Raw genomic sequence first — 14,966 nt, 5'->3', positions numbered from 1 at the left:
GCAAAGAGGCAAACATGACGACTGAAGCAGTAATCGTTTCCACCGCCCGCACCGGCGTCGGTAAAGCCTATCGCGGCGCGCTCAACAACACTGAAGGCCCAACCCTGGCTGGCCATGTGATGGCCGAAGCAGTGAAACGGGCCGGCATCGGGCCCGGCGAGGTCGAGGACGTGGTGATGGGCTGCGCGATGCAGCAGGGCACCATGGTGATGAACGTGGCGCGCAAGGGCGCCATCCGCGCTGGCCTACCGGTGACTGTTGCCGGCACCACGATTGACCGGCAATGTGCCTCCGGCCTGCAGGCGATCGCGGTTGCCGCACGCTCGGTGATATCAGACGGCGTCGAGATCGCGATCGGCGGCGGCATCGAATCGATCAGCCTCGTGCAGAACGAGCACATGAACAAGTCTCATGTCGTCGACGAAGAGTTGATGGCGATGAAGCCCGAAATGTACATGTCGATGCTGGAAACCGCTGAGGTCGTTGCCGAACGCTACAAGATCGGTCGCGACAAGCAGGATGAATACAGCCTCGAGTGTCAGCGCCGCGTGGGTGCAGCGCTGCAGGGCGGTCGCTTCAATGACGAGATCGTGCCGATCACGACCAAAATGGCTGTTGTCGACAAGGATACCAAGCAGGTCAGCTATCAGCAGGTGACGCTGTCGAAGGACGAGGGTCCGAGGCCGGACACCACCGCCGACGGCCTTGCAAAGATCAAGCCCGTGTTCGAAGGCAAAACCATCAGTGCGGGCAATGCCAGCCAGCTCTCCGACGGCGCCTCGGCCTGCGTGATCATGAGCGACAAGATCGCGGCAAAGAAGGGCCTCAAGCCGCTTGGCATCTTCCGCGGCTTCGTTGCCGCCGGCGTCGAGCCGGACGAGATGGGCGTGGGCCCGGTCGCAGCGATCCCGCGGCTCCTCAAGCGCCATAACCTGAAGATCGACGACATTGATCTCTGGGAGCTCAATGAAGCCTACGCGGTGCAGGTGATCTATTGCCGCGACAAGCTCGGCATTGATCCGAACAAGCTCAACGTCAATGGCGGTTCGATCGCGATCGGTCATCCCTACGGCATGACCGGGGCGCGGCTCACGGGCCACCTCCTGATCGAGGGCCGGCGGCGCAAAGCGAAATACGGCGTGGTGACAATGTGCATCGGCGGCGGCATGGGCGCGGCGGGTCTGTTTGAAATCGTCCATTGATTGGAAACGCAGGAGATTCTCGTGAAGACAGCGATTACTGAACTGTTCGGCATCAAGCATCCGGTCATCCAGGGCGGCATGCATTATGTGGGCTTCGCCGAGCTCGCCGCCGCGGTGTCCAACGCCGGGGGACTCGGGATCATCACCGGCCTGACGCAAAGGACGCCGGAACTGTTGGCCAAGGAAATCGCACGCTGCCGCGACATGACCGACAAGCCGTTCGGCGTGAACCTGACTTTCCTTCCGAGCTTTACCGCACCGCCTTACCCGGAATACATCGCCGCGATCAAGGAAGGCGGCGTCAAGGCAGTGGAAACCGCTGGCCGCAGCCCCGAGCAGTACATGCCGGCGTTGAAGGCGGCCGGCATCAAAGTGATCCACAAGTGCACCTCGGTGCGGCACTCACTCAAAGCCGAGAAGATCGGCTGCGACGCCGTCAGCGTCGATGGCTTTGAATGCGGCGGACATCCCGGCGAGGACGACATCCCGAACATGATCCTGCTGCCCCGTGCGGCGGACGAGCTGAAGATTCCGTTTGTGGCGTCGGGCGGCATGGCCGACGCGCGGAGCCTCGTCGCCGCTCTGTCCATGGGCGCCGCCGGCATGAACATGGGGACCCGCTTCATCGCCACGAAGGAAGCGCCAGTGCACGACAATGTAAAGCAGGCCTTGGTCAAGGCAACCGAACTCGACACCGTGCTGGTCATGCGCGCGCTGCGCAATACCGAGCGCGTCTTGAAGAACAAGGGCGTCGACGAGTTGCTCGAGATCGAGCGCGAGAAGGGCGCAAGCCTGAAGATTGGCGACATCCATGAGCAGGTCGCTGGCGTGTATCCCAAAGTGATGATCGACGGCGACATGGACGCGGGCGCCTGGAGCTGCGGCATGGTCGTTGGACTCATCAACGACATTCCGACGGTGAAGGAGTTGATCGAACGCATCATGGCCGATGCCGAGCGAATCATCCGTCAACGCCTGACAGGTTTCCTCGATGGCACCGAGCAAAGGCCGGCTGCCGCCCGGGCGATCGCGTAGCTGGATGTTATAGCGAGGCGATACCCATGCGCGGTTGTGCGTGAGGTGATTGTTATGGCGAAGCTCGATTGACCGGCGATGGATGGCCTTCGGCAGTCTCGGGGAAGGGGATTTTATGGATCTGGCCGACTTCCACTACTACGAGCCTTCGAAGGGCCACGGGCTCCGACATAATCCATTCAACGCGATTGTCGCGCCGCGTCCGATTGGTTGGATTTCGTCACGCAATGCGGCTGGTCAACTGAACCTCGCTCCATACAGCTTCTTCAACGCTTTCCTCTACGACCCTCCGATAATCGGATTTTCCTCAATTTCGTGGAAGGACACCGTCAAGAACGTCAGCGAGACCCGCGAATTTGTTTGGAATCTGGTTACGATGGATCTGGGCGAGCGCATGAACAAGACGGCCGCGCCCCTTGATCACGGTGTGAGCGAGTTCGAAACGGCAGGGCTGACGCCGATCCCGGGGCGCCACGTAGCGGTGCCGCGGGTAGGCGAGAGCAGGGCCGCTATGGAATGCAAGGTCACCGAGGTCTCTCAGTTGACGAATGCGTGTGGCGAGAAAGTCGAGGGATGGTTCGTGCTCGGCGAAGTCGTCGCAGTATATATCGACAAGTCTTTGATTGAGGACGGTGTATACAACACTGCACTTGCGCGCCCCATACTGCGCGCCGGCCGTGGTGGAGATTACCTTGAGGTCAAGACGGAGAACATGTTCGAGATGAAGCGTCCGCCTGGCAGCAGCAAACCGGAATTCCACGGCACCTGATTAAAGGAACGATCGATGCCCCAGCATGTGAAAACTGAAATGGCCGCAGGCATCATGACGATGACGCTGGCCCGTCCTGAAAAGAAGAACGCGCTCAGCAATGAAATGTACAGCGCCATGTCGGATGGGCTGGAGCGCGCGGAGAAAGATCCTGCCGTGCGGGTCGTTCTATTTCAGGGAGATGGCGACAGTTTTACGTCCGGAAACGACATCGCCGATTTCAGTGCCCAGGCCAACGGTAGCAATATAGGGGAAAGCCAGGCGTTCCGGTTCATCCGCAATCTCGGTAAGGCCACCCGTCCACTCGTCGCCGCAGTGCAGGGCAACGCGGTAGGCGTTGGTACCACGATGTTGCTGCATTGCGACCTCGTATTTCTTGCCGACACTGCGAAGCTGATGACGCCATTCGTAAATCTGGCGCTGGTTCCTGAGGCGGCTTCGAGTTGGTTGCTGCCCGCCCGCATCGGGCATGTCCTAGCATACGCCATGTTTGCGTTGGGGGAGCCGCTCGATGCAGCCGCCGCATTGGCCTGCGGTCTGGCTAACGCCGTGGTGCCGGCCGCTGACTTGCGCGCCAGGGCTTGGCAGGCCGCCGAAGCCCTGACCAAACGGCCCGCGGGCTCTCTCAGTCACACCAAAGCGCTCATGCGCGAAATGGACAAGATCGCTGCCCAAATAAACCGGGAGAGCGCGCTATTTGCCGAGCGGTTGCAGACCGGCGAAGCCCGCGAAGCGTTCGCGGCGTTTGCCGAGCGGCGTAAGCCGGACTTCACAAGCCTGACGAACGACTGACAAGTGGCCCATGTGGTGTCAAAGCCGATCAAGACCTCGGGAGCCGCGCGTACAGACCAAGCGCCAGCAGTGAAAACGCGCTCAGCACGACGCCCAGCGCCAGCATTGCTTCATGCGACACCGTGGCAGCAAGCCATACGCCGATTGCGGCGTTCATCATCTGCCAGAAGCCCAGCAGCGCCGAGGCCGCGCCAGCTTTCTCCCCGAATGGAGAGAGCGCGCGGGCGGTAGCCAGTGGACTGACAACGCCCATGCCGAGGAGAAATACGCACATCGCGCCCAGAAACGGCAAGAAGGTCGGGCTGATCATCGAGATGAGCAGGATCGCAACGCTGCTGGCGGCCGTTGCCCACAGTCCTGCCCGGATCGGGCGATCGAGCCCGTAGCGTGGTGCCAATTTCGTCGCCAGCATGCCCGCGGCGAATACGATAAAGACGGTGCCGGCGAAGAAGAGGCCGAGCTGGATCGGCGTGAAGTGCAGCGCTTCAATGAATAGTCGCGGTGCAGCCGAAAACATAGAGAACAAGCCGCCTATGATCAGGCTCGCGGTTGCAGCCGGGATGGCGAAACGCCGATCGCCAATCAGACCAACATAGGTCCTGGCGATGGCGACCAGATTGAGCGGAGTGCGGATCGAATTGTGGGTTTCGCCGAGGATGATGCTGTAAGCAACGGCGCCAATTGCGGCAAAGGCCGCGACAAGAGCGAATTCGGAGCGCCAGCCAAAACTGCGATCGAGTGCGCCGCCAAGCAGCGGCGAGAATCCGGGGGCTGCGGACATTACGATCATGATCAGCGCCATTGCGCGTGCCAGCGCCGGCCCACTGAACATGTCGCGGGCGATGGCGCGAGACAACACTGACGTCGCACAAGCGCCTGCAGCCTGCACGACGCGGCCGACCAAGAGATTAGATAGATCTGTTGCCAGACCGCACCAGACGCTGCCGCCAAAGAACACGGCAAATCCAATCAGGACTGGCCAGCGTCTGCCGTAGCGATCCGAAAGCGGTCCGACCAGGAGCTGGCCTATCCCGAACATCGCAAGAAAGACGGTGATGGCGGATGTGACCGCCGCGCTGGTGACATTCAAGGAGATCGCAATTTGCGGCAGCGACGGCAGCAAGATGTTGGTCGCGAGCGTTCCCATCGCGGCCAGGACGGAAAGGACCGCGATCGGCAGGGTGTTGGAGGTGGGAATGTCCCGCGGCACGGGATTGATCAGGTCAGCCATGAGAACTTTCGGGTATCAGGGATAGGTACGTTAAGGCGGCGAGTGACGCGGTCCGCGCCGCTCGCCGAGCTCTTTCTTGTCCGGCCAGCCGTGTTATCAGCGGACGACGCGCTCGATTGCGATCGCGGTGGCTTCGCCGCCGCCGATGCAGAGCGCTGCGACGCCGCGCTTGAGGTTCTGCGCTTCGAGCGCGTGAAGCAGCGTCACGATCAGCCGCGCGCCGGTGGCGCCAATGGGATGGCCGAGCGCGCAGGCGCCGCCGTTGACGTTCAGCTTCTCTCTGGGGATGCCGAGATCCTTTTGCGCCGCCATCGCTACGACGGCAAAAGCTTCATTGATCTCGAACAGATCGACATCGCTGGCGCTCCAGCCGATCTTGTCCAACAGCTTGCGAATGGCCGGGATCGGGGCGGTAGTGAACCATTGTGGCTCCTGGCTATGGGTGGCATGGCCCTTGATCTCGGCGAGCACCGGGAGGCCGTCCCGATCGGCCAGCGAGCGTTTCGCCAGAATGAGTGCCGCAGCGCCGTCAGCATTGGCAGAGGAGGCGGCGGGCGTGATGGTGCCGTTGGCGCGGAACGCCGCTTTCAGCCCGGGGATCTTGGCGGGATCGACCTTGAGTGGATGCTCGTCATTGGCGACGATCCGCGGTCCAGCCTTCTCCGCCAGGGTAATCGGCGCGATCTCGGCCTTGAACGCGCCGCCTTCAACCGCCTTGCGGGCGCGCGTCAGCGTCTCCATGGCGTAAGCGTCCTGGTCCTTGCGGGTGAACTGATAAGCTTCCGCGGTGGCCTCGCCGAAATCGCCCATCGAGCGGCCGGTCTCGTAGGCGTCTTCCAGCCCATCCATCATCATGTGATCGATGATGCGGTCGTGGCCGGCGCGATAGCCGCCACGCGCTTTTGCCAGCAGATAGGGCGCGTTGCTCATGCTCTCCATACCCCCGGACAACACGATCTCGGCCGAGCCCGCATGGATGATGTCGTGGGCCAGCATAGTGGCCTTCATGCCGGAACCGCAGACCTTGTTGATGGTGGTGGCGCCGGTGGCATCCGGCAATTTGGCGCCGCGAGCCGCCTGACGGGCGGGTGCCTGCCCTTGTCCGGCCGGCAGCACGTTGCCCATGAAAACCTCATCGATCCGCTCGGGCGCCAGCTTGGCCCGTTCCAGCGCCGCGCCGATCACGTGGGAGCCGAGCTTGTGGGCGCTGAGAGGCGACAACTCGCCCATGAAGCGGCCGAGCGGCGTGCGGGCGGCGGAAAGGATGACGACGGGGTCGGAAGCGGTGGCCATAGCGAACTCTCCTGTTGATAGATGTTGTTATATGACGATAGTCATATAAGATAGCCAGCATTGCAATGAAATGTTGCCGTGAACTTTCAAGGAAGCGCGGTTCCAGAATTGCTTCGAGGGGATGGGGACGGGTTGTGCAGCCGATCACCTTAGGACCTTGCACGGAGGGGCGATGCGATACGTAGAAGACCACAGGCGTCAAACCCACGATCGGATCGTTGAAAATGCCTCCTACGGTTTGCGCCAAAAGGGCGCGGAAGGGCTCAGTGTTGTCGAGTTAATGAAGCTCGCGGGTCTGACCCACGGTGGCTTCTATAACCATTTCGAGTCGCGTGCCGCGCTTGTCAGCGAGGCGATCGCCTTTGCGATGGACCAAACGACTGGGCGATGGAAAAAACTGGCGAACGGGAAGGCCGACGGGGAACGCTTCGAGGCGTTGGTCGCTGATTATCTCAGTCCCCGGCATCGCGACAATCCTAAACACGGCTGCGCGCTTCCAACCCTGGCCGTCGATGTCGCGCGATCGAGTCCGAGCGAGCAGCAGGCCCTGGCTTCCAAACTGGAGAAGATGATCGATGCCCTTGTCGAGTTGCTTCCCGATGAGCGACTTGGACAGGCCCGCCAAATTGCGACAGGCGCTATCGCAACCATGGTGGGATCGATCGTGCTGTCGCGTGCCGTCGGTGCGGGGAAACTTTCCGACCGCATTCTCGAATCCGGCCGCAGGACCGCCGGCGGCCGGATTCGGAAGCCGAAACGAAGAACAACAAAGGCGACGCGCTGCGAAAAATCATAACAAGGGAGTTCTCCATGACGGCCGGCAAATGGCTCAAGACAGCCTGCAACCTGTGTTACATAAATTGCGGCATCGAAGTCTGGGTGAATGACGGGCGACTTGAGAAAGTGCGGGGCGATCGTTCGAGCCCGAAATCACAGGGCTATCTGTGCAACAAGGCGACCCGGATTCCATATTATGCGCATCACAGGGATCGGCTCACGACCCCATTGCGTCGTCGTGCGGACGGCGGCTTTGATGAGATCGAGTGGGACGTGGCGATCGCAGAAATCGCGGAGCGGCTGCGAGACATCGTCGACGCGCACGGCGGCAAGAGCATTGCCCTTTATGGCGGCGGCGGGCAGGGCAACCACGCCGGCGGCGCCTACGCCAGTGGATTATTGCGTGCGCTGGGTTCGCGCAGCGTCTTCAACGCCCTTTCGCAGGAGAAAACCGGCGACTTCTGGGTCAATGGCCACATGTTCGGCAGCCAGACGTGCCACACCGCCGAAGACGTCCATCATTGCGACCTCTTGCTTGTCATCGGTGCAAATCCCTGGATCGCGCACGGCTTCCCCAACGCGCGCGACCATCTCAATCAAATCCGCAAGGACCCCGCGCGCAAGCTGATCGTCGTCGATCCACGGCGGACCGAAACCGCCGAAATGGCGGATCTGCATCTCGCCGTTCGTCCCGGCACCGACGCGTTTTTTCTTGGCGCGCTGCTGGCCACGCTCGTCCGTTCCGACCGGATCGACCATGCTTTCATCCAGGAGCACACGATCGGCTTCGCGGAAGTGAGGCAGGTGCTGTTGAATATCCCCATTGAGGAATGGGCCGCCACCGCCGATATCTCGATTGCCGATCTGGAGCGGTGTGCCGCGATGATTATAGCGGCGAGGGCCATGGTGGTGCGGGTCGAACTCGGCATCCAGCAAGGCGTCAACTCGACGCTGAACTCCTATCTCGAAAAGCTTCTGATCATGCTTTCCGGCAATTTTGGCCGCGAAGGCACCAACCAGTTGCATAGCTGGCTTCAACCGCTATGGGGAAATTCTCCGAACCAGACATTTGCGCCGACCGGCGATGCCATTATCGGGGGCTTGTTGCCGCCGAACATCTTCCCCGAGGCGGTGCTCAAGGACCATCCCGACCGGTTGCGCTGCGCCTGGATCGACAGTTCCAATCCCGCCAACACGGCCGCAAACACCGAGGCCGTGGAACGCGCGCTGCGCTCGCTCGACCTATGCGTTGTGGTCGACGTTGCGATGACCGAAACCGCACAGCTCGCGCATTACGTTCTCCCGGCGTCCTCACAGTTCGAGAAAACTGAATTCACCCTGTTCAACTTCGAATTTCCGACGAACTATTTTCATGTTCGTGCCGGTGTGTTGCCGCCGCTCGCCGGCACCTTGCAGGAACCCGAGATCTACACGCGGCTTGCCATCGCCCTGGGGCTTCTGCCAGGTGACAATGTGCTCGCGCCCCTGCGGGAGGCGGCGCGGCGTTCGCGAGCCGAGTTCGCCATCGCCTTTCGTGCTGTCATCGCTGAAAACCCCGGCGCGGTCGCTGCGCTCGTGCTCTATCACACGCTAGGGCAGACGCTTCCGGACGGCACGGCGGCTGCGGCACCCTTGTGGGGGGCGGCACTGGCTTGCGCCGAAGCGATCGCCGCAAGCGGTGCGGCGGGCGATCGGCGCATCGGACGAGGTGGCGGATCACCAGCTCGGCGATCTCCTGTTCGACACTATCGTAGCCACCCGGCAAGGCACTGCCGTTACCCGGCACGACTATGATGAGGTCTGGTCATTGATCAGCCATTCGGACCGCAAGGTTCGGCTGGTGGTCCCGCAGATGCTGGAATGGCTGGCACGGCTCGATCCGCAAGCAGCGGGCGCGCCAAAAGAGTTTCCGTTCATGCTGGCGGCGGGTGGCCGCCGCATGTTCAACGCCAACCAGATCTTTCGCGATCCCGCGTGGCGACGCGAGGATCCGGACGGCGCCATGTTGATCAATTCGAGCGATCTGAGCGAGTTGGGCGCAGAGGATGGTGACTGGATCGCCGTCGAGTCGGTGATCGGACGGCTCGTCGTCCGCTGCAAGGTCGACGATGCCATGCGGAACGGCCAGCTGGCGCTGCCGCACGGTTACGGTCAGGCATACCCGACGTCGGACGGAGAGCGCCTGGTCAACGGACCGCGTATCAATCTGCTCACCGAGAGCGGCAACCGCGATCCCATTGCGGGCACGCCTTACCACAAGAACGTCGCCGTTCGTCTGACCCTCGTGTCCGCGCACGAGGCTGCTGCCTATCAGTCGCAGTCCGAGCGAATTCATATGAGGGCGGCCGGACAATAGTTCGAAGGGAGCGTTAAATGACCGAGAAACCAATCGCGATCGTGACCGGGGTAGGGCCGGGCACGGGTGCTGCCATCGTCAAGCGCTTCTCTGCCGGCGGGTTCCGTATCATTGCGCTTGCCCGCTCAGCGGAGCTCATCAATCGCCTTGCGCAAGAGCTTCCCGACGTGCACGCGGTGACCTGCGACGTCTCGGACGAGAGCCAGGTGCGGACCGTGGTCACTGACGTAAAGCGCCGTTTTGGCGCGGCCGAGGTTCTCATCCACAACGCGGTCGGAGGAGGCTGGGGAAGCTTTCGCGAGATCGATCCGAAGATGCTCAAAGGCAATTTCGAGGTCAACGTGATGGGCTTGTTGTACCTGGCGCGCGAAGTGGCTCCTGACATGATCGATCGAGGGAGCGGCGCAATCCTGGTAACCGGAAACACGTCTTCGATCCGAGGCAAAGCCAATTTCGCCGGCTTCGCTCCGACAAAGGCAGCGCAGCGTATTCTGGCTGAGTCCATCGCGCGTGAAATAGGACCTCTCGGCGTCCACGTCTCCTATGTTCTCATTGACGCCGTGATCGATACGCCCCGGATGCGTGCGCGGATGACCGACAGACCGGACGAATTCTTCATCAAACCTGCCGCCATCGCCGACGAACTGTACCATCTCTACGGTCAGGACCGATCGGCATGGTCATTCCTCACAGAACTGCGGCCATTCCGCGAAAATTGGTGACCCTGGCCAGCAAAAGTTAATGCGCCTACGCGTGGCGAAGAGCTCTCCAGACGCAAGACTTGAAAGGTCAAAACCATGACTGATGGGTCAATCTCGATTGATACAGGGACGGACGAACTACTGTGTGCAATCCGGGATCGCGTCGCATTGATCACCTTGAACCGACCGGAAGCACGAAATTCGCTTTCCGACCATCTCACGCCAGCGCTGCGCCGGATGATCAAGCAGAGCGGTGATGATCCGGACGTCGGTGCACTGCTGATTACCGGTGCAGGCAGCGCTTTCTGTTCGGGCGGCGACGTCAAGGGGATGGGCGGCAACTCTGCCGCACCGGCCATGTCATTCAGTGACAAGGTTGCGCGATTGCAGGAACGTCAACGAACCCTGACCGGCGTACTCGTCTCGGTGCGTAAACCAACCATCGCGGCCTTGCCGGGACCGGCTGCTGGCGCTGGGCTTGCGATCGCGCTCGCCTGCGACGTTCGTATCGCGGCCGAGTCCACCATCATGACGACTGGTTACGCTAGGATTGCGCTCACGGGCGATTACGGCATTTCGTGGCTATTGACCCGGCTGGCCGGGACGGCGCGTGCCCGCGAACTGATGTTCCTGTCCGAACGGATCGATGCACGCCGTTGCGAAGCACTGGGGCTGGTAAATCGCGTGGTGCCTGATGTTGACCTGCAGGATGAAGCGTTTGCATTGGCGAAGACGTTAGCGAACGGTCCGGGGAGTGCGTTTGCCTCCATCAAGGATAATCTCGATCTTGCGCTGTCGGCTGACTTCCTGACATCATTGGATCATGAGGCCGAGAAGATGGTCCTCGCAGCGAGCACCGCGCAGCATACCGAAGCCGTGCGGGCCTTCATCGAGAAGCGCGCTCCCAGTTACCGGTGAGAGGATTTGGCTGTAGGTGCCAAAGCATTTCTGCTGCCGCGTTGCGTCACTCCTCAGCCGATTTGTTTGCCGCGGATGGTCCGGCAATATCCGCCACCACGGCCGCAATCAGCGATTCCGCCAGCGGGGTATCCGCAATCAGCCGAGACAATATGACAGCGCCAACCATCTCCGAGAGGATAGCCGCGGGATGTCTGCTGCCAGCGGCCCCTGGGTTAGCGGACGACAGCTTCGCAATCTCGTCGAGATAGCCTTGAATCGCCGTGATGAAGACGGTGCGGAGAGCGGGATCGTCGCTCCGCGCGGCGTCTACGGCCAATGCTGGCAGAATGCACCCGGACCCCGGATCGTCACGGTGAGCCGATGACACATAGCCTTCGATAAGCGCGCGAAGCGGATCTTTGGGCTTTTGGGCCAGTCCATTCTTCAGCAACGCTGTCGTATTGGCGATCGCACGTTCGCTGGCCTTGACCGCCAGATCATCCTTTGAAGCGAAGTTGCGATAGAAGCCGCCATGAGTCAGCCCGGCTGCTTTCATGATGTCGGCAACGCCGATCCCTTCGAATCCATGCTTGCGCAGCAGGCGCGCCGCAGTCTCGAGGATCTGCTCGCGGTTCTCCAGCGCCTTTACGCGCGACACCCTCATGGTTTGCTCACTCCGCTTGTCGCAGGACCGGACCTTCGTACGATGGTCCTCGCCACGGGCCGAGCATCCTTAGATTCGCAAAAACTCCGCTTGACATGTTGCATGATGACCATCATCTATCCGATAAGATGACGGTCGTCATCAAAAAAGTGAAGCGAAATGACCGCCGCCAGCCGACGAAGCGGACCGTTTCATAATTGAAAGGTAAAATAATGCCGGGCTTGAAAGCGCCGGAGTGCAAGAAGACAGCATTCCTCGCCGGCGCGCCGAGTGGCATCGGCTAGGCCGCGCGGCAGGTCGCATTCGCCCGGCGTCCTCGGGCGCTGTTCGACAAGATTCTGCGATCGCAAATCGGGCTGGCGTAATCAGCACGTGTACTGCCGCGCAAATGGAGAGCCGTGCCGTCCGGCCGATTATCCGTCCCATCTTGGAGTTTTCGGTCCGAGCCGGACTATGGAGAAGACCATGTCAAATACTGTTACTAACCTCGGGCGAGGGGTGCGCTACATAGATGCACCCACGCTCTCGATAAATGTCGGGGGGACCAGTTTCGTCTGCCGCGACATCGGTCCCCGCACCGGCGTGCCGCTAATTCTTCTCAACCATTGGGGCGCGGTTCTCGACAATTTTGATCCGCGGATTGTCGATGGTCTCGCCAGCAAGCATCGCGTGATCGCGACCAATTACAGGGGTATCGGTGCATCGGGCGGAACAGCGCCCGTGACCATCGATGAAATGGCGCGGGATGCGATTGCCCTGATCCGCGCGCTGGGCTTCGAGAAGGTCGATCTGCTCGGCTTTTCCCTCGGGGGATTTGTGGCGCAGGACGTCACATTGAAAGCACCGGACCTGGTGCGAAAGCTCATTTTGACTGGCACGGGGCCGGCGGGTGGCGAAGGTATCGACAAGGTGTGGCCGGTATCCTGGCCTTTGATGATCAAGGGCTTTCTGACGCTGCGGGACCCAAAATTCTACCTGTTTTTCACGTCCACGGCCAATGGCCGACAAGCGGCGGCAGCCTTCCTGAAACGGCTGAAAGAGCGCAAAGCAGGCCGGGACAAGGGGCCTACGCCCAGCGCTTTCTTGCGGCAAGTCAAGGCGATCACTGCTTGGGGCCGACAGGCGCCTCAAGATCTCGGCAGCATCCGCATCCCGGTGCTGATCGCGAATCTCGACAGCGATATCATGGTGCCGACCTCAAACAGCATCGATATGGCGCGCCGTATCCCGGGCGCAGAACTGATTATCTACGAAGATGCCGGTCATGGCGGGATTTTTCAGAACCACGCCCATTTCGTGCCGAAGGCCTTGTCCTTTCTCGGCGCCTGACGCCGCGACAATATTTCAGATTGGAGAAGACACCATGAAGGCATTCGTTGTCGACAAATACAAAAAGAAGGGCGCTCTGCGCTTGACCAAAGTACCGGAGCCGGAGGTGCGAGACGATGATGTCATGGTTCGAGTTCACGCAACCGGTGTGAACCTTCTGGACTCCAAGGTGCGGAACGGAGAGTTCAAACTCTTCCTGCCGTATCGTCCGCCCTTCGTTCTGGGCCACGACGTTGCCGGGATCGTCACCCGGGTTGGCCCGAAGGTCAGGCGGTTCAAGGCGGGCGACGAGGTCTATGCACGGCCGCGCGATCATCGGATAGGAACATTCGCGGAATTCATTGCCGTGAATGAAACCGACGTGGCGCTAAAGCCCAAAAACATCAGCATGGAAGAAGCCGCCTCCATCCCGCTGGTGGGGCTGACCGCCTGGCAGGCGCTGGTAGAGGTAGGCAAGCTGATGCCCGGTCAGAAGGTCTTCATCCAGGCCGGCTCCGGTGGTGTGGGGACTTTTGCCATCCAGCTCGCCAAACATCTCGGCGCGACAGTTGCGACGACGACGAGCACGAAAAATGTCGAGCTGGTCAAAAGCCTCGGTGCGGATGTGGTCATCGACTACAAGACGCAGGATTTCGAGAAGGTTTTGTCGGGCTACGATGTGGTCTTGCACAGCCAGGACGCCAAGGCGCTTGAAAAATCTCTGCGAGTGCTGAAGCCGGGTGGCTTCCTCGTTTCGATTTCGGGGCCGCCGGATCCCGATTTCGCCAAGGAGTTCGGTTTGAACCTGTTCCTGAAGCTGGTGATGCGGCTGCTGAGCCGTGGTGCGCGGAAGAAAGCCAAAAGCCTTGGTGTGCGCTATTCATTCCTGTTCATGCGTGCGGAGGGCCAGCAGCTGAGCGAAATCACGTCGCTGATCGAATCCGGCGTGATCCGTCCGGTCGTGGATAAAGTCTTTCCGTTTGAGAAGACTGGAGATGCGCTGACCTATGTCGAGACAGGACGCGCAAGAGGCAAAGTCGTCATTGCAGTGAAACAATAGGCCCCGTGATGACGCTACCTGTGTTGCGATGCCACGACGCTGGCCGGCCACCAAACGCATCCGAGGAAACAACATGACTCAATCCAACCGCGACACTCAAACTTCCTTACAGGACGTTGCACTCATTGTCGGTGGCGGTCCGGGCATTAGCTCGAGTTGCGCCCGGCTGTTCGCAGAAAGCGGCATGCGTGTCTGCGTCGCAGCCCGGAATCCCGAAAAAGCGGTCCTTGAGACCCTCGAAAAGACGCACGGCGTACGTCGATACGCCTGCGATGCCAGCGAACCGGCGGCCGTGGCGCAGTTGTTCGGAAATGTCGTTCAAGACATCGGGACGCCGAGACTTGTGGTGCATAACATTGATGGCCGGGTACCCGGCATTTTCCGCAAGAACGTCATCGAAGCCGATCCGATCATGGCGCTCGAGACACTTCGAAACTCGGCGTTCTCTGCATTTCTGATTGGTCAACAGGCCGCCCGGCTTATGCTCGGAAACGAACCCGATGCCAATGGCGCGAGAGGAACGATCATCTTCACGAACGCGAGCGCGGCACTCAAGGGCTTCCCATCAAGTGGCGCCTTTGCAATGGCATGTCATGCCAAGTCCGGACTCGCGCAAAGCATGGCAAGAGAACTGATGCCGCAGGGGATCCACGTTGCGAATGTGCCGATCGACGCCGCGATCGGCTGGACTCAAGCGGACGGGACCCGCGCGCACCGGCTGGCGGGAGCGACCGTCGACGACAACATGGCCGACCCCGTCCATATCGCGAAAACCTATCTGCAGCTTCATCGTCAGCATCGGTCGACTTGGGCATTCGAAGTCGTGCTCCGGCCGTGGGTCGAGAAATGGTAGCTGGCGATTATTTCGGTGCAGACGC

Annotated in this window: 15 protein-coding genes; 12 read left to right on the top strand and 3 right to left on the bottom strand. The window is 60.8% G+C overall.

Translation table 11 applies throughout. From position 1 onward, the window contains the following. Nucleotides 1-14 precede the first annotated feature (14 nt). The 4 genes from V1288_RS31555 to V1288_RS31540 all read left to right on the top strand — a co-directional run bounded on the left by V1288_RS31555 (nt 15) and on the right by V1288_RS31540 (nt 3,798). A complete protein-coding gene (locus V1288_RS31555) occupies nt 15-1,202 on the top strand; it encodes an acetyl-CoA C-acyltransferase (RefSeq protein WP_334360734.1) in 1,188 nt (395 codons plus the stop codon). A gap of 21 nt (nt 1,203-1,223) precedes the next feature. Beyond that, on the top strand, nt 1,224-2,237 hold the full coding sequence (locus tag V1288_RS31550) for an NAD(P)H-dependent flavin oxidoreductase (protein WP_334360733.1): 1,014 nt from the start codon (nt 1,224-1,226) through the stop codon (nt 2,235-2,237). Nucleotides 2,238-2,352: 115 nt separating this feature from the next. Beyond that, the gene (locus V1288_RS31545) at nt 2,353-3,006 is read left to right on the top strand and encodes a flavin reductase family protein (protein WP_247829612.1); all 654 of its coding nucleotides are present in this window, start codon (nt 2,353-2,355) and stop codon (nt 3,004-3,006) included. Nucleotides 3,007-3,021: 15 nt separating this feature from the next. Further along, the gene (locus V1288_RS31540; RefSeq protein WP_334360732.1) at nt 3,022-3,798 is read left to right on the top strand and encodes an enoyl-CoA hydratase-related protein; all 777 of its coding nucleotides are present in this window, start codon (nt 3,022-3,024) and stop codon (nt 3,796-3,798) included. 28 nt (nt 3,799-3,826) lie between these two features. On the opposite strand, the gene V1288_RS31535 is transcribed toward V1288_RS31540, so the two are convergent. Together V1288_RS31535 and V1288_RS31530 are read right to left on the bottom strand one after the other, a co-directional pair. After that, nucleotides 3,827-5,029 carry a multidrug effflux MFS transporter gene (locus V1288_RS31535; RefSeq protein WP_334360731.1) on the bottom strand — a complete coding sequence of 401 codons (1,203 nt, stop codon included), beginning with the start codon at nt 5,027-5,029 and terminating at the stop codon, nt 3,827-3,829. A gap of 96 nt (nt 5,030-5,125) precedes the next feature. After that, complete coding sequence (locus V1288_RS31530) at nt 5,126-6,322, bottom strand: acetyl-CoA C-acyltransferase (protein ID WP_334360730.1); 1,197 nt, start codon at nt 6,320-6,322, stop codon at nt 5,126-5,128. A gap of 172 nt (nt 6,323-6,494) precedes the next feature. Between V1288_RS31530 and V1288_RS31525 the strand changes: the two genes are divergently transcribed. The 5 genes from V1288_RS31525 (at nt 6,495) to V1288_RS31505 (ending at nt 11,074) form a co-directional block, all read left to right on the top strand. Then, complete coding sequence (locus V1288_RS31525) at nt 6,495-7,118, top strand: TetR/AcrR family transcriptional regulator (protein ID WP_212419607.1); 624 nt, start codon at nt 6,495-6,497, stop codon at nt 7,116-7,118. A 14-nt stretch (nt 7,119-7,132) separates the two neighbouring features. Continuing rightward, nucleotides 7,133-8,893, top strand: coding sequence for a molybdopterin-dependent oxidoreductase (locus V1288_RS31520; RefSeq protein WP_334360729.1), 1,761 nt, complete (start codon nt 7,133-7,135; stop codon nt 8,891-8,893). Next, the gene (locus V1288_RS31515; RefSeq protein WP_334360728.1) at nt 8,778-9,455 is read left to right on the top strand and encodes a molybdopterin dinucleotide binding domain-containing protein; all 678 of its coding nucleotides are present in this window, start codon (nt 8,778-8,780) and stop codon (nt 9,453-9,455) included. Before V1288_RS31520 ends, V1288_RS31515 begins: the two co-directional genes overlap by 116 nt. Before the next feature lie 17 nt (nt 9,456-9,472). Continuing rightward, nucleotides 9,473-10,177, top strand: coding sequence for an SDR family NAD(P)-dependent oxidoreductase (locus V1288_RS31510; protein ID WP_334360727.1), 705 nt, complete (start codon nt 9,473-9,475; stop codon nt 10,175-10,177). Between the two features lie 75 nt (nt 10,178-10,252). Then, nucleotides 10,253-11,074, top strand: coding sequence for an enoyl-CoA hydratase-related protein (locus tag V1288_RS31505; protein WP_334360726.1), 822 nt, complete (start codon nt 10,253-10,255; stop codon nt 11,072-11,074). A 46-nt stretch (nt 11,075-11,120) separates the two neighbouring features. On the opposite strand, the gene V1288_RS31500 is transcribed toward V1288_RS31505, so the two are convergent. After that, nucleotides 11,121-11,720, bottom strand: a complete 600-nt coding sequence (locus V1288_RS31500; protein ID WP_334360725.1) for a TetR/AcrR family transcriptional regulator — start codon at nt 11,718-11,720, stop codon at nt 11,121-11,123. Between the two features lie 465 nt (nt 11,721-12,185). Here V1288_RS31500 and V1288_RS31495 point away from each other — a divergent pair, with 465 nt between their 5' ends. From V1288_RS31495 to V1288_RS31485, 3 genes are all read left to right on the top strand, one after another. Beyond that, nucleotides 12,186-13,049 carry an alpha/beta fold hydrolase gene (locus V1288_RS31495; protein ID WP_442893997.1) on the top strand — a complete coding sequence of 288 codons (864 nt, stop codon included), beginning with the start codon at nt 12,186-12,188 and terminating at the stop codon, nt 13,047-13,049. A gap of 34 nt (nt 13,050-13,083) precedes the next feature. After that, nucleotides 13,084-14,088, top strand: coding sequence for an NADP-dependent oxidoreductase (locus V1288_RS31490; RefSeq protein ID WP_212419613.1), 1,005 nt, complete (start codon nt 13,084-13,086; stop codon nt 14,086-14,088). Nucleotides 14,089-14,161: 73 nt separating this feature from the next. Beyond that, nucleotides 14,162-14,941, top strand: a complete 780-nt coding sequence (locus tag V1288_RS31485) for an SDR family oxidoreductase (RefSeq protein WP_334360723.1) — start codon at nt 14,162-14,164, stop codon at nt 14,939-14,941. Nucleotides 14,942-14,966 lie beyond the last annotated feature (25 nt).

Origin of the sequence: Bradyrhizobium sp. AZCC 2176, assembly GCF_036924645.1 — a bacterium.
GTDB lineage: Bacteria > Pseudomonadota > Alphaproteobacteria > Rhizobiales > Xanthobacteraceae > Bradyrhizobium.
Note: the sequence above shows the minus strand (reverse complement) of the source record. Positions and strands in the feature narration are given on the sequence as shown.